Source organism: Fictibacillus sp. B-59209 (genome assembly GCF_036216745.1).
In the GTDB taxonomy this organism is placed as follows: Bacteria; Bacillota; Bacilli; order Bacillales; family Fictibacillaceae; genus Fictibacillus_C; species Fictibacillus_C marinisediminis.
Map to the genome: position 1 here is coordinate 15,964 of NZ_JARMMC010000021.1, position 15,314 is coordinate 31,277.

Annotated in this window: 11 protein-coding genes; 10 read left to right on the top strand and 1 reads right to left on the bottom strand. The window is 39.0% G+C overall.

Translation table 11 applies throughout. The features are described 5' to 3' along the window. Nucleotides 1-21 precede the first annotated feature (21 nt). The 6 genes from P4361_RS17820 (at nucleotide 22) to P4361_RS17845 (ending at nucleotide 9,617) form a co-directional block, all read left to right on the top strand. The gene (locus tag P4361_RS17820; RefSeq protein WP_328090308.1) at nucleotides 22-3,180 is read left to right on the top strand and encodes a type I restriction endonuclease subunit R; all 3,159 of its coding nucleotides are present in this window, start codon (nucleotides 22-24) and stop codon (nucleotides 3,178-3,180) included. Between the two features lie 54 nt (nucleotides 3,181-3,234). Further along, nucleotides 3,235-4,137, top strand: coding sequence for a hypothetical protein (locus P4361_RS17825; RefSeq protein ID WP_328090309.1), 903 nt, complete (start codon nucleotides 3,235-3,237; stop codon nucleotides 4,135-4,137). A 549-nt stretch (nucleotides 4,138-4,686) separates the two neighbouring features. After that, nucleotides 4,687-6,366, top strand: a complete 1,680-nt coding sequence (locus P4361_RS17830) for a sigma-54 interaction domain-containing protein (protein WP_328090310.1) — start codon at nucleotides 4,687-4,689, stop codon at nucleotides 6,364-6,366. 154 nt (nucleotides 6,367-6,520) lie between these two features. After that, nucleotides 6,521-7,588 carry a carbon-nitrogen hydrolase family protein gene (locus P4361_RS17835; RefSeq protein ID WP_328090311.1) on the top strand — a complete coding sequence of 356 codons (1,068 nt, stop codon included), beginning with the start codon at nucleotides 6,521-6,523 and terminating at the stop codon, nucleotides 7,586-7,588. A 79-nt stretch (nucleotides 7,589-7,667) separates the two neighbouring features. Further along, nucleotides 7,668-8,027: a DUF485 domain-containing protein gene (locus P4361_RS17840; protein WP_328090312.1), complete on the top strand. Its 360-nt coding sequence runs from the start codon at nucleotides 7,668-7,670 to the stop codon at nucleotides 8,025-8,027. Nucleotides 8,028-8,093: 66 nt separating this feature from the next. Beyond that, the gene (locus tag P4361_RS17845) at nucleotides 8,094-9,617 is read left to right on the top strand and encodes a solute symporter family protein (protein WP_425590281.1); all 1,524 of its coding nucleotides are present in this window, start codon (nucleotides 8,094-8,096) and stop codon (nucleotides 9,615-9,617) included. A gap of 119 nt (nucleotides 9,618-9,736) precedes the next feature. On the opposite strand, the gene P4361_RS17850 is transcribed toward P4361_RS17845, so the two are convergent. After that, nucleotides 9,737-10,390: a GntR family transcriptional regulator gene (locus P4361_RS17850; protein WP_328090313.1), complete on the bottom strand. Its 654-nt coding sequence runs from the start codon at nucleotides 10,388-10,390 to the stop codon at nucleotides 9,737-9,739. Between the two features lie 349 nt (nucleotides 10,391-10,739). On the opposite strand from P4361_RS17850, the gene P4361_RS17855 reads away from it, so the two are divergent. From P4361_RS17855 to P4361_RS17870, 4 genes are all read left to right on the top strand, one after another. Further along, nucleotides 10,740-11,990, top strand: a complete 1,251-nt coding sequence (locus tag P4361_RS17855) for a CaiB/BaiF CoA-transferase family protein (RefSeq protein WP_328090314.1) — start codon at nucleotides 10,740-10,742, stop codon at nucleotides 11,988-11,990. 30 nt (nucleotides 11,991-12,020) lie between these two features. Beyond that, a complete protein-coding gene (locus tag P4361_RS17860; RefSeq protein WP_328090315.1) occupies nucleotides 12,021-12,935 on the top strand; it encodes a hydroxymethylglutaryl-CoA lyase in 915 nt (304 codons plus the stop codon). Between the two features lie 288 nt (nucleotides 12,936-13,223). After that, entirely contained in the window at nucleotides 13,224-13,904 is a 681-nt protein-coding gene (locus P4361_RS17865) for a GntR family transcriptional regulator (protein WP_328090316.1), read from the top strand. A gap of 87 nt (nucleotides 13,905-13,991) precedes the next feature. After that, the gene (locus tag P4361_RS17870) at nucleotides 13,992-15,281 is read left to right on the top strand and encodes an SLC13 family permease (protein WP_328090317.1); all 1,290 of its coding nucleotides are present in this window, start codon (nucleotides 13,992-13,994) and stop codon (nucleotides 15,279-15,281) included. Nucleotides 15,282-15,314: the final 33 nt, after the last annotated feature.

Below are 15,314 nucleotides of genomic sequence, written 5' to 3' on the forward strand. Positions count from 1 at the left end.
GCATTGAGGAGAGGGAGAAACGTGACTAAGATAGCACATAATGATGAAATTGAAGTGGAACGTCGCCTAATCGAAGTGTTAGGTGAAGGGCATAATCAGTGGAATTTTCGCCCAGATTTAAAATCTGAAGAAGACCTATGGAAGAACTTGCGTCAAAAGATTACGCAAAATAACTTATCAGAAATTGGGGAACACCCCATTTCTGATAAAGAATTTGATGCAATTAAAACAGAATTACTATCAAAAACACAGACTCCTTTTGATGCTGCAAGATGGCTGAAGGGTGAGAATGGAATTGCTCGGATTACGATAGAACGTGAAGATGTATCTTTAGGATCTATTTCGTTGGTGTTGTATTCTAACCAAGATATAGGGGGCGGAATTTCTACATACGAAGTAGTTCACCAGATTGCAAAACAAAAGGTAGAAACTGACCGCCGTGATCGCCGATTTGACGTGACTCTCTTAATCAATGGGCTGCCCATTGTTCAAATTGAACTCAAACAAGTCAATGCAAAAGACGGTGTATTCCAAGCTTACAATCAGATCAAGAAATACGCAGAGGAAGGGATGTTTCGAAACAACATCTTTTCTACGCTTCAGCTTTTTGTCATTTCTAACGAACAAACGACACGGTATTTTGCGAACGCGATGCCAAAAGACATGCATAAGAAATTTGTTTTTAGCTGGAGAACAACTGACAACCGAAAAGTTGAGAATCTTTATGAATTCGTCAAACAAGTCTTAAATATCCCGGATGCGCATCGTTTGATTGCCCATTATACGATTGTTAGTGAAGATCAGGACAATAAAGCTTTAATGGTATTACATCCGTATCAAATTCATGCAATAGAAGCCTTGTTCACTTCTGCCATGAAACGTGAATCTGGATTTGTTTGGCATGCGACGGGGTCAGGAAAAACGTTAACAAGTTTTGTTTCTACGAAGTTATTAGCTCGTAAACCTGGTGTAGATCGTACAATTATGCTCATTGACCGGAAAGACTTGGACAATCAAACAACAACTGAGTTTACCAAATTCGCTTCTGAGTTTAATACCGGTATTTCTTCAGGTACTGCTAAGTCAAATAGCTTAATTGTTGGTACTGAGAGTGCGAAAAAATTAAGTGAGACGCTGCTATCTGACAGCAATTCCAATACGGTGATTATCACTACACGCCAAAAGCTAGAAGCTGCTTTGCGCTTTGCTCAAAAACAAGCAGAAAAGAATGGTGCTCAACGCTTTAAGAAATTAATCGGACAACATATTGTGTTTGTGGTGGATGAATGTCACCGTGCGTTAAGTGCAGAAGGAATGGAAGCTATCAAGGGATTTTTCCCGAACTCAACATGGTTCGGCTTTACGGGTACGCCGATATTTACGGAAAATAAAAAACAAGCCAAGGGCCAATTGGCTCGGACCACTCGTGACCAATATGGCGAAATTCTTCACACGTATACCATTAAAAATGCGTTAGAGGATGGTTCGGTTTTAGGTTTTCAAGTCGAACACGAAGATACGATTGAATCCACTTCCTTATACAATTATATTTTTAGTCAGCTGCGTCAAAATGAAAAATACGCAGAATTCACCAATGATGAGCTTAACGCAATGATTGATAGTATGGATGGAATAGAGAAAGAAACGTATATTCCAAACTCTTCGTTTGAAAATGATGACCACATACAAAAAGTGATTCATAAAATCTTTCGACCAGACAACGCCTACACCAAATTTGATTTCCAAAATGGCCGTCCTCAAAAGTCTGCCATTTTAACAACAAGTTCGATAGATATGGCCAAGCGATATTATCATGCGATAAAAGAAATGACAAAAGATCCTGAATGGTTAACGAACGAATTTGCGGGTCATCCTATTCGGAAAGGTCGTACGATTGAAGATTCCGATTTCCCACGAATCGCGATTACGTATTCCCTACAGGAAAACGAAGAAAACTCAAAAGAGTCGCAAGATGAAATGAAAGAAATTATCAAAGGTTATAATCGCTATTATAATACGGCATGGTCCATTGAAGATATTGAACGATATAATGGCGATATTAACAATAGGTTAGCCCGTAAAAGAGCAGAATTTAAAGAATTTGGGAAACAGATTGATCTTGTCATTGTCGTAGATCGCTTGTTAACCGGATTTGATGCACCTACCATTCAAACACTATTTGTAGATCGCAACTTAAGTTACGCTAATCTAATTCAAGCTTTTTCTCGAACGAATCGAACGTATCCTGGTAAATCTAAGGGATTAATTGTAACATTCCGAAAACCTTCCACGATGGAGCGAAATGTGCAGGATGCGACGAAGTTGTACTCCAATGAAAATGATGAATCCAAGCTTGTTTATCCAACTTATGACGAATCAAAAAAGCGCTTCAAAGCAGCTCACAAATCGCTGCAAAATCTAGTGCCAAATCCTACAGATATTGATGAGCATTCTTCTCTTGAAACCCGAATTGAATTTGTAAAAGCGTTTCAAGAGCTAAGTAACTCCTTCGAAGCTTTAGTTACGTATGATGATTATAACGATGAAGTGGAGAAGTCAAAAGTTCTTCAAGAGCAGGTGAAGACTTTAGAAGAATATATCGGTGTATACAATACAGTAAAGGGATCGTTAGTTGATGAAGGTGGTAGTGACGGACCGCTGCCAGATTTCTCAGGGATTGAATTTTATGGAGAAAATGCAATTAAACTATATGATATTGATTCAACATATATAGACCAATTACTAGGGACGTACTCTGCAAACAATGGAAACATCCGATCTGAAATTGAAAAAGCACTTCAAAAATTAAAGAAGTCTGAAATTGTAAAAGATGTTTATCGTGCTATCTTAAATGCAATTGATAACAAGGAAATAGAAACAGAGGAAGATATTCTTGTCGTCAAACGGCGTTATTTTACGCAATCCTACAATAAAGCGATTGAGGATTTCGCGAATACGTGGTTTGTAGAAGAAAGAGAGCTCCATGCATCTGCGGTTCAATATGAGATAGGAACAGGGCCTATCCCGAATATTGGCGGAATCATCGACAGCAAGCGATTTGATAAGTACAAAGCTATACATCCAGACGCAAAACCATTAAAATATGGACCAGAAATGAAGCGTCAGTGGAGAAAGACATTAGATGAAGTTATTGTACCTCTAGATGACGAGTTGAGATAAAATAACATAACAATCAGTTTTTTTATCACATTTTTAGGAAGGCATAATAAAAAAATGGAAAATAAGAGTCTACCAGAGTTAGACAAACTGTTTTATGAGATTGGGACTTACAGGGAAAGTAAAGAAATAAAGATGCTTTTTGATTTTATTAAAAAATTTCCAAATATTGCTCCATATAATGCGATGTTACTACACATTCAAAAACCTGGGAGCCGATATGTAGCTTCAGCAATGGAGTGGCAAAGGAGATTTAACCGAACAATAAATCCTGGAGCAAGACCCTTAGTTATCTTACGTCCATTTGGTCCTGTTTCTTTTGTTTTTGATTTAGGGGATACGACAGGGGAAGATCCATTTCCAGAAAAGTTGTTAAACCCATTTAAAGTTAAAGGAAGTATTAAAAAAACAGTTTTTAATAATTTATTATCCAATCTTATGAGGGATGGAATTTTATATTGTGAAACTGAACATGGAACATCTAGTGCAGGATTTATTCAGACAAACCATAGTAATACAAAGTCAAAAATGATACATGGAAAAAAAGAATATTTAGTAAATATTTTATATAACATTGTTGTTAATAGAAAACATCCAATAGAAACGAAATTTGCAACAATCCTTCATGAATTAGGACATTTATATTGTGGACATTTGGGTACGCCTAATCCCAAGTGGTGGCCAGATAGGAGAAATTTAAATATAAATGAAGAAGAATTCGAAGCTGAAAGTGTATGTTGGCTCATATGTGAACGAATGGGAATAAAAAATCCATCTGCTGAATATTTGAAAGGTTATCTAATCGAAAACCAGTATATACCTAATATCAGTATTGATACCGTGTTAAAAGCAGTTGCAAGTATAGAATCAATGATCAATGGTAGTAAAGAGCCAAGAAAAGAGTTAGTACATGAGACAAAAGTGATGAAATCAACACATATACAACAAACTTTATTTTAAAATAAAGAATACTTAAAAAGAAATTTGTTGAACAATATATATCATCCTAACCCCCGGACATCAAGTGTGTCGGGGGTTTTTAGATTTAATTATTTAACCAGAAAAATTAACAACTGTTCTTATTTACACTTGTTTTACATTCTACATTTATAGAAAAATGCATCAACAAGAGGTACTTAAAATGTTGAATGATTACGGCCAATGAAATGTACCAGCAAATGACAGACTGTTTACCACTTTGCCTTCTGTATAATTATTGAGCACACCTTCGGGTCGTTTTATTTTTAACTACTAATTCTTTTAAGGAGATAGTATTCTTTTTTCTCATTGTATTCACCAACCTTTTTATTTCTTATCCTCATCATAACCTTAATTTGTGTAATATGTGGAAGAATGAATGACAACAGGGAGGAGTTCAATCCTTTAGATTGAAGGGGATGCTTCTCAAGGAATTGGTCAGGTGCAATATAGAACTGGACATGCTCTATGGTAAATATAATAGAAGTTAATTATTATAATATTATGACCATTTATCTTAGGAGGATAAGTATGAATATACCTGATACTATAATTGGCTTTGCCACTATTGAAAATAATTCAATATTTTCTTGTTCCTCTGATGTAAGACAATTGCTGGAAGAGATAGGTACGGAATGGATTTCCAGCTTTGATCTTGAAGAACTGCCGCTCTTTCTAACATTAAATGTCAACGTTGTAGTTAAGATTTTTTTAATAGAAGCAAATAATTGCTTGGCAATTTTTCAAAATATAACAGAGTGGCGGAAATTACAGGAAAAGAACCTTGATTTGGAAACAATTTTCAACAATTCTCATGATGGAATATATGTAAGTGATGGAAACGGTGTTACCTTAGGGGTGAGTCTGGGAAGTGAACGTAACTTTGGCATAAAGTCTTCAAATTTAATTGGCAGGAATGTTATTGATATCGAAAAGGAAGGGGTATTTCGCCCTTCTGTAGTTAGATTAGCTTTGGAAAGTCGTAAACGGGTGACTGTTTATCAAAAAACGAGAACAGGGAAAGTAATGATTGCGACAGGTAATCCCATATTCGATGAAAACAATGAGATTATCAGAGTAGTTTGTAATTCTAGAGATATTACCGAATTAACTCTTCTAAAGGAGCAGATCAAAAAGAATGAAGAAATAGTCAAGCGTTACGAGAGTGAACTAATGGAATTGCGACTTAAAGAAACCAAGATAGAAGGGTTTATCACAAATAGTAAAAAGATGAACGATGTCTTGGCTCTGGTTAAACGTGCTGCACCTTTCGACTCGACCATATTAATAACAGGAGAAACCGGCACAGGGAAAGACGTACTTGCAAAAAGTATTCATAATTTCAGTTCCAGAAAGAATGGCCCTTTTATAAAGGTGAATTGCGGTGCAATTCCTGAACACTTATTGGAGTCAGAGTTATTTGGCTATGACACTGGAGCTTTTACAGGGGCAAGTAAGGGTGGAAAGCCTGGTTACTTTGAATTGGCAGACAAGGGGACTCTATTTTTAGATGAAATTGGTGAATTGTCGCTCTCGCTTCAAGCCAAGCTCTTACAAGCGATTCAGGATAAAACAATCCAGCGAGTAGGTGGGACCAAAACAAATCACATTAATTTTCGTTTGATCGCTGCAACTAATCGTAACCTGGATGCTATGGTCAATAACAAGAAGTTCAGGGAAGATCTCTTCTATCGCTTGAATGTCATACCGATTGAAGTCCCTTTGTTAAGGGAGCGGAAGGACGATATCCCTTTTCTTCTTCACTTTTTTCTTAATAAGTATAATCAATTATATTCAATGGAGAAAAGATTCGATTTAGAGAGTATCGACTTTTTATGTCATTATGATTGGCCTGGGAATGTAAGACAGTTGCAGAATATAGTGGAGCGTTTAGTGGTTCTATCGGAAGAGAACAAGATAAACAAGGAAAATATCTTATCATTATTCAGTAAGTCTTCTATTGATCATGAAAAAAATGCTTCAAGACCACTGGCCGAAGTGAATGATTTATTCCCTGATACGAATGAAATAAATTTTGATAATAATTTTAGCCTCAAGCTGAAATTAAAAGAAGTTGAAAAGAGTTATATTCAGGAAGCTTTAAGAGAATATAAGTCTACTAGAAAGGCTGCCAAACAGTTGAAAATGAGCCAATCAACATTGGTTCGCCGTATGAAAGAATTAGAAATCGATTTGCTGAACCAAAATTGACTCGAGTTCACTATTGGTTCAGATAAATAAAGGAAACGAGTCAATTTTAAATCGTTTATTGTTGAGGTGATCGGCAAAAGCTCAAAATAGAGTTGGCACGGTTCTTGCAAGTATTAACAATGAAAAGAAAAATAATTTCGAAAGGATGAATTCTATGCCAAGAGATACCTATCCCAAATTTCGTGCTGTAGCAGTCCAAGCATCTTCTGTTTTTCTAGATAGGGATGCAACGATTGAAAAAATGGAGGACTTAGTCGAGGAAGCCGCCTCTAAAGGTGCGGATCTTGTTGTATTCCCCGAATCGTATATCCCTGCTTTCCCGGTGTGGAACATTGTGTATGCCCCCATTGATCAGCATGACTTCTACCGACGCCTGTTTGATAACGCGCTTACGATTGGAAGTGCCCCTTATAAAAAAATAGCTCAAATAGCAAAATCAAACAAAGTATTCCTTTCAGTAGGGATAACAGAAAAGGATAGTATTAGTATGGGAGCTATGTGGAATACGAATCTCCTATTTAATAGAGAAGGCCAGCTTCTAAATCGCCATAGAAAACTTGTTCCAACATGGGCAGAAAAATTAACATGGGCAAATGGTGATGCCTCACAATTGCACCCTGTGGATACGGAGCTTGGCAAAATAGGAGCACTGATCTGTGGTGAGAATACCAATACATTATCAAGGTTTGCCCTCTTAGCCCAGGGAGAACAAGTGCACATCTCCTGCTACCCTCCTGTCTGGCCATTTCAGCGACCAGAGGCTGGTAAGAGTTATCATTTAACAAATGCCATTACATTGAGAGCAGCTGCCCACGCATTCGAAGGAAAAGTGTTTAATATAGTATCTTCCGGTGTCCTAGATGAGGACGCAATTGAACAGGTATCTCAAGGAGATTCCAATATTGAGTCGATTTTACGCAATGCCCCGCAGCCAGTTTCATTGATTGTAGGGCCAACAGGCGACGTGATTGGAGAACCGTTGGTAGGAAAAGAAGGTATGGTTGAAGCTGAAATAGATATCAGCGAAAGCATTATACTCAAACAAGCACATGATATTGTCGGATACTACAATAGGTTTGACATTTTCCAATTAAAAATGGATAAGCGTTCCCATGTCCCACTAAGCATAGAAAATGATGAATTAACTGATCATTTAATCAATAACGCTAACTCAGACCTCGAAACTTTGTCATCTAATAGTTCGGACCTTCAAAAAGCATGAGAACCATAATGGAAGTAAAAGGAGTGAAGGAAATACTTTACTCCCTGATCTTCTATAAATTAAAAAGGGGGGTTGTTGAATGTCAATTAATTCCAGTATTAAAAAAACACTGCCGAATGATAAAAACCTGAATCCTGATAATGTGAAGTGGGACGAACTCTATAACTCCACTGAATATAGAATGCTTGTAAAAGCAAAACGGGGTTTTATTATACCGGCACTTATTTTTTTCACCGCCTATTATTGCTTGCTTCTGATTATCCAAGGATATTTTCCTGAAATCGCTTCAAAACCAGTTATCGGATCACTTAATGTAGGTTATCTACATTCGCTTTCTCAGATACCGGTAGCATGGATTCTATGTTATTCCTATATTAGGTATTCACGAAAAAAGATTGATTCACTACGTGAAACGGTCGTAGAAAAAGCTCAAAATTAGAAGAGAGTTCAATGGAACATTAGCAGAAAAATTATCTGAATATTACGATATTTTTTAACGGAGGGGTTGGGTCGTTTGTCAATTATCATGTTTATTTGTCTTATTGCTTTGACACTGGGTATTACCTACTGGTCTGCCAATCGTGTCAAGAATACAACAGATTTCTATGCGGCAGGCAGAAGTATATCAGGGCTGCAAAATGGACTTGCCATCGCGGGAGAATACATGAGTGCAGCAGCTTTTCTGGGAATCTCGGGCCTAATCGCATTCAAAGGAATTGACGGGTTTCTCTATTCGATAAGCTGGTATGTCGCCTTTGTAGTCGTTCTCTTTATTATAGCTGAGGCTGTTAGAAATACAGGGAGATATACATTTGCTGACATCATCTCCTTTCGCTTAAAGGAAAAACCGGTAAGGAGTGCCGCTGCTTTTAATACGCTTATTATCAGCTTATTGTATATGATTCCACAAATGATTGCAGCGGGTGTGATAATCCGCTTACTTTTCGGCATACCCTCAAGTGTTGCCATTATCATTACAGGCTCCTTAATGACGTTATACGTAATGTTTGGCGGGATGTTAGCAACGACCTGGATACAAATAATAAAAGCTGTTTTATTGTTAGTGGGTGCCTACACATTAGCCATATTAACTCTATCTCATTTTAACTTTAATCTGAATACGTTATTTCATTCCGTTAGTCAGCTTGATCCAAAGTATTTAGAGCCGGGAGGCCTTATCCAAAATCCATTGGACCGGCTTTCGTTAGGAATTGGACTGCTTTTTGGTACTGCCGCTCTACCCCATATTTTAATGAGATTTTATACTGTTTCAACAGCCAATAAAGCGCGAAGCAGCGTCCTTTGGGGATTGACATTTATTGGGATGTTTCAGATCCTGACACCTATTTTTGGTTTTGGTGCTGCTCTCCTGGTAGGCGTTCAGACTATCGAGAATGCTGATAAAGGTGGAAATCTAGCCGCTCCATTGTTGGCTCAGATGGTCGGTGGAGGTGCTGGGAGTATTGGTGGCGGGTTTTTTATGGCCTTTTTATCCTCAGTCGCATTTGTTACGGTTATTGCAGTTGTTTCCGGGCTTGCGTTAGCCGCGTCAAGTGCTTTTGCATATGATTTCTGGATTAAGGTAGTAAGGGATGGAAAAGAAAATCATAAAGAACAGTTATTCGTTTCAAGGGTTACCGCACTTGGAGTTGGCGCTATATCCATTATCTTAGCCCTCCTTTTGCAAAATGCTAACGTTGCCTATTTGGCAGGTCTTGCCTTTGCCATCGCTGCGACAGCAAATCTCCCTGTATTAGTATTTTCACTGTATTGGAAACGTCTCACTACTACTGGGGCAATATGTGGAATGATTGGAGGACTCGTTGTTGCTATTTTATTAGTATTGATGGGTCCGCAATTCGCAGGGGAAAACGCTTGGTTTCCACTAAGCAATCCAGGTTTAGTAAGTATCCCTGTTGGATTTCTAATTACATTTTTAGCCTCCATTTTAACCGAGAAGGAATATAATTCCGAATCAAAGTATAATGAAATTGCAGTTCGATCACAATCGGGTCTCGGTGCTGAGTAAACCACCACTAACCAAAAGCCACCGAGAAGGTGACTAAAACCACCTCAGCAAAAGCTGAGGTGGTTTCATTTTGGCCAGTTTCGTATTCTTACGGTTGCTAAAGAAATTTCTTATTTAACCTATATACTAATCGATGTATTGGCTACTTCAAGGCTTTTTTCGATATGTGAAAGCATTTCTTTTTCTGCTTCTGCTGGATTTCCTTCCTTAAGTGCTGAAAAGATACGTTCGTGATCTTCAACAAATTCCTCAAAACTTTTAAATCGGTTTTTTAGAATACAGTTTCGAATATAAAGGACTTTAGCGTTTATCACATCAAACAATTGAATCAGTTGTTTATTATGTGATGCGATTACGATAATACCGTGGTATTCATGATTTAAAGTAGTGAGCTTCTCGGAATTATTCATTCTTACGGCTTCTTTGGATTCCTCAACAATAAGCTGCAATCGATCTAATTGTTCTTTATTTATGTTGTTTGCCGCGAGTCTAATTGCCAGAGACTCGAGGCTTTTTCTACATTCATATACATCTAAAATATCTTGGGGACCAGGATTGTACACAAACACCATTCCTTCGTCTTGAACAAGCAAGCCATCTTTTATCAGCATCCGGAAGGCTTCTCGAACGGTTCCTCTGCTCACTCCAAGTTTTTCTGCTGTTTTTGTTTCTACCAAACGTTTACCTGGACGAAACTCCCCCTCCATAACCATGGTTTTAACAATATGGTAAACCTGACTATGAAGCAGTTCAGTTTTCTTTATCTCTCTCATACTAGTCCCCCTGCTCTATATAAATGCGTCGTTTTTACTTGCGGTAGATGACATGATTTTGGGTAAGCCAGTAGATGTCTAATATGCATTTCAATGACTACCTTAATGAAATTAGTTTACATTAATTCAATGATAAGTCCAAGTTTTCGGAGAAAATACGAGCATAAATGTTTACTGTTGACTGTTGACAGCCTACAAGACAACCATGTATATTTGATTTATCAGAAAATACACAATAGTGTGATGGTGTGAACTATTGAATCCTGATGTTAAAGAGAAATTAGTACGAGGAACTTTGCAAACGCTATCATATTTTCTCGAAATTAATAGATCTAAAGAGGTGAGGGGAATGTTTAAGGAATTCACAACAAATAATCAAAAAGGCGGGCCATTAAAAGGACTCAAGGTTTTAGAACTGGGAAGTCTAATCGCCGGTCCTTTTGCCGGACGCTTGATGGCTGATTTTGGAGCTGAGGTAATCAAGGTAGAACCTCCGGTCAAGGGAGACCCCATTCGTAAATGGAGGCTGCTGCATGAAGGCAACTCATTATGGTGGTATGTACAATCCAGAAATAAAAAAAGTCTCTCACTGGATTTGAAGAAAACCGAGGCACAGGAAATTATCCGGGAATTAGCCAAAGAGGTAGATATCGTAATCGAAAACTTCAAGCCGGGTACTTTGGAAAATTGGGGACTTGGTTATGAGGACTTGAAGAAAGTGAATCCTAAAATCATCATGGTCCGTGTTTCAGGCTACGGTCAAGATGGGCCTTATCGCAACAAACCGGGCTTTGGAAGTATCGGCGAGGCAATGGGAGGAATTCGTTATTTAACCGGTTATCCAGACAGACCTCCTACTAGGGTTGGGATTAGTCTCGGAGATTCGGTTACGGCTCTGTATGCTGTAATGGGAGCGTTAATGGCAGTCTATCACCGAAACAATACAGGACAGGGGCAATATATCGATGTCGCTCTCTATGAAGCTATATACAGCTTAATGGAAAGTACCGTTCCTGAATATGACAAATTTGGCGTTGTTCGTGAAAGAACAGGCAGTACATTGCCTGGAATTACACCTTCGAACACATACCTTTGCCGGGATGAAAAATATATCGTGATCGGAGCCAACGGCGATGGCATTTTTAAAAGGCTTATGGAAGCGATCAGACGAGAAGATCTAAGAGACGATCCGCGATTCGACTCAAACAACGGACGGGCAGAGCATGCCGACTTTCTGGACAGTGTAATAGGGGAGTGGACGATTCAGAGGGAAATAGGTGAGGCATTAGAGATCCTTGATGAATATAACATCCCCGCAGGATCGATTTATAGTGTAGAAGATATGTTTCTTGATCCGCATTTTCAGGCACGGGAAATGATTAGTGAAATGGACGTTGAAGGTCTAGGCAAGTTAAAGGTGCCGGGTATCGTGCCGAAGTTTAGTGAGACGCCTGGAAATATTAATTGGGCAGGCCCTAAAATAGGTGAGCATACAGAACAAATTCTTAAAGAAACATTAGGAGTATCAGACCTCCAATACACGGAATGGAAAGATTCAGGAGTCATATCGGACCATGAGTCCCTGAGATTAAAAAGCTAAGGCATATAGTAGTGACTGGAGGGAAAGAGAATGAACTTACCTAAACGTGTTGAAATAATAGAGTCTGGACCAAGGGATGGAATTCAAAATGAGAAGATATTTATCCCAACAGAAATGAAAATAAAATTGATCAACGCTTTAGGTGAAACGGGCGTTAAACGAATGGAGGCGACCTCGTTTGTATCGCCAAAGCACGTTCCACAAATGTCAGACGCCGATACAGTATACCGAAATATCGAAAAACGCGAAGATGTCCAATATATGGCCTTAATCCCGAACAAAAAGGGGTTTGATCTAGCAAGGAAATCAGGGGTAACGAGCCTTGCTCTGGTGGTAGGTGCAAGCCAGACCTTTAACATGAAAAATGTACGGATGTCCATCGAAGAGTCTCTTCAGCAATTAAGATCTGTGGTTGAGAAAGCCAAAGATTTAAATTACTTTGTCAGATTTCACATCTCAACTGCATTTTGCTGCCCATATGAAGGTCTTGTAGAGGAAGCGGAAACATTAAGAATCGTGAGAACCTTAGAGACCTATGGAGTCGACGAAATAGTCCTCTGCGATACGATAGGTCGTGCTAACCCAAGACAGGTCCATGAGCTTTTCTGCAGGGTATTTGATAGTACTCCCATAGCAAAAATTACTGCTCATTTTCATGATACATACGGTTTCTCCAAAGCGAATGCTCTAGCTGCCCTGCAAGCCGGAGTATCTTCATTTGATACAGCAATAGGCGGCTTGGGTGGCTGTCCGTTTGCACCCGGGGCGGCAGGCAATGATTCAACGGAAGACTTTGTCTATATGCTGCATGAAATGGGGATAGAAACGGGAATTGATTTCGATAAACTCATGAATTGTGTAAATCTGGTGAAAGAGATGACAGAAAGAAAACTTACAGGCCATATACAACAATTAACACAATTCCAGCAATCTAGTATCAAGTGATCTGATAAACTATCCGCTTATTCATAGATAAATACTTTAGCCTCCGTACACCTTGTATTCTCTTAAGCCATCTACTTTAGTTTTCGCCGGAATTCCTATAGTCAATTTTTCAGATTATACATTCCCTGAAAAACTATAATGTTGACGGTTGACGGTTAACAACAAAAACTGTATATTATTAAAATAGACTGAATATTTCAAAATATGCGGAGGCTGATGCCTTTTATTGTCGACGGATGACAGTAAACAATAAAATTTTCAATCATTGAATAGGGGGGAGAAAAACGGATGGGAATTTTACGTTTAAAGCCGCTTCATGAGCAAGCCTATCAGGTTCTTCTGAAATTCCTTTTGGAAGGGGAATATCAACCTGGGGAACGTTTGGTAGAAATAAAATTGTCGGAAAAGATCGGGGTAAGCAGAGGAACGATTCGAGAAGCGATCAGAATGCTCCTGAAAGACGGACTTTTAGTTCAAAATGAAAGCGCTATCCGTGTTTTTAAACCAACACTGCAAGATGTCATTGATTTATATCAATGTCGGGAGAAGTTGGAATCACTAGGTGCAAAGTTAGCGGCAACAAACATCACAAAGTCTCTTGAAAAACAAATTGAAGAGGTTTTAGCGAATTCAAGACAAGCTTTGTCCGCAGGTCGCCCCTCAACACTGATTGAACTAAACACACAGTTTCATGAACTGATTATCGGAGCTTCCAGTAATAATCAGCTGATCGGGTTGCTGGAAACGATCAGAACCAAGAGCTTATATATGCGCAATAACATTCTACGGGACTATTATATTACTTCAAATGTTAAGAATTACCTTGATGAACATGAGCAGATCTTCCAGGCAATCATCGAAAAAGATCCGACTAAAGCCGAGCAAGAGATGAGTAATCACATTAAGAGTGATTTGAATGCGTTCTATCATTTATTTGAAAAAACAGACACTGGGAAGATGGGTTTATAAAGATCTACAAAAATCCATAAACGTATTCCTATTGGAAAGCGCTTTAAATGCGGAAATTAAAAAAAGTAAAGTTTGGGAGGAAAATCAATGAGTTTAGAACTCATCACACTTATCGTACTCTTAGGTATGTTCATCATTGGCTCGATCATCTCCGTTAACATGGGGATTCTGGGCATTACAGCAGCTTTTGTCGTCGGTTTCTTTGTCAGCGGACTGAGCGTTGATGAACTATACGCCGCCTTTCCGGTTGACATGTTCATTCTTCTTGCAGGGGTTACCTACTTATTTGCTATTGCACTAAACAACGGCACGCTTGATTTAATCATCTCGGGCGGGCTCCGTTTGGTTAAAGGAAACGTCGGCTTGCTCCCATGGGTTCTGTTTTCACTCAGTGCCTTGCTGGCCGCTGTAGGAGCGTCGACGGTTGCTATTGGCCCGATTCTTTTCCCAATCGCATTACGATTGGCTTACCAGTATAAAATTAATCCCATTCTTATGGGTACATTGATTTCAACGGGGATGTACGCCGGATCGTTCTCTCCGCTGAACATCTTTGGCTTAGTCGTTAACGGTATCATGCATGCAGAAAAGATCCCGCATTCACCATTAATGCTCTTTCTTAATTGTTTTATCTTTTACCTGTTAATTTCTATCGTTGTGTTCGTCGCTTTCGGCGGAATCCGCTTGCTGAAAAACCACACGGCTGCTCAAAAGGAAGCCGCGGCCACGGTTGAGGGGAATTCTTCCAACATAAATTACAATTCAAAAGAAAACAACCCAACATGGTATAAAATAGCGACGCTTGCGGGCATAGCTCTTCTCATCACGCTGGCTATTGCACTCGAAATGAATATGGGCTTTGGGGCATTTATGGTCGGCTTGGTACTGGCATTGATGGCTCCCAAAAAGCAAGCTGATGTTATGAAGCAGATGCCATGGGCAGTGATCATCATGGTTACAGGAATCATGACCTACGTAGGAGTAATGGAAAAAATCGGAACGATGGACTACATGACCGATCAAATAGCGAGCGTGGGTAATCCCGTACTTGCATCTCTTATGGCGTCATATGTAGGGGGAATTATTTCTGCATTTGCCTCTACAACAGGTTTCCTGGCGGCAGTTATTCCGCTGTCCGCTCCTATTTTGCAGGATCCGTCAATGTCCGCCATTGGAGTAGTCTCTGCACTATCAATTGCTGCCAGTGTTGTTGATATAAGCCCGTTTTCAACAAATGGAGCGCTAATGGTCGCGAATGTGCAAGGTGTCAATGAGCGGTTATTTTTCAGGAAGCTCTTGCTCATTGCCGGTCTCTTTATCGCTCTTGGACCAGGTCTAGCATGGCTCATATTTGTGCTGATGGGAACACCTTGGTAGGAAAATAACTGCTTGAAAATATGTATATATCAT

Coding starts and splice junctions, on each gene's coding strand:
- P4361_RS17830 (WP_328090310.1), top strand. CDS start 4,687: ATGAATATACCTGATACTATAATTGGCTTTGCCACTATTGAAAATAAT.
- P4361_RS17825 (WP_328090309.1), top strand. CDS start 3,235: ATGGAAAATAAGAGTCTACCAGAGTTAGACAAACTGTTTTATGAGATT.
- P4361_RS17870 (WP_328090317.1), top strand. CDS start 13,992: ATGAGTTTAGAACTCATCACACTTATCGTACTCTTAGGTATGTTCATC.
- P4361_RS17865 (WP_328090316.1), top strand. CDS start 13,224: ATGGGAATTTTACGTTTAAAGCCGCTTCATGAGCAAGCCTATCAGGTT.
- P4361_RS17835 (WP_328090311.1), top strand. CDS start 6,521: ATGCCAAGAGATACCTATCCCAAATTTCGTGCTGTAGCAGTCCAAGCA.
- P4361_RS17855 (WP_328090314.1), top strand. CDS start 10,740: ATGTTTAAGGAATTCACAACAAATAATCAAAAAGGCGGGCCATTAAAA.
- P4361_RS17860 (WP_328090315.1), top strand. CDS start 12,021: ATGAACTTACCTAAACGTGTTGAAATAATAGAGTCTGGACCAAGGGAT.
- P4361_RS17850 (WP_328090313.1), bottom strand. CDS start 10,390: ATGAGAGAGATAAAGAAAACTGAACTGCTTCATAGTCAGGTTTACCAT.
- P4361_RS17840 (WP_328090312.1), top strand. CDS start 7,668: ATGTCAATTAATTCCAGTATTAAAAAAACACTGCCGAATGATAAAAAC.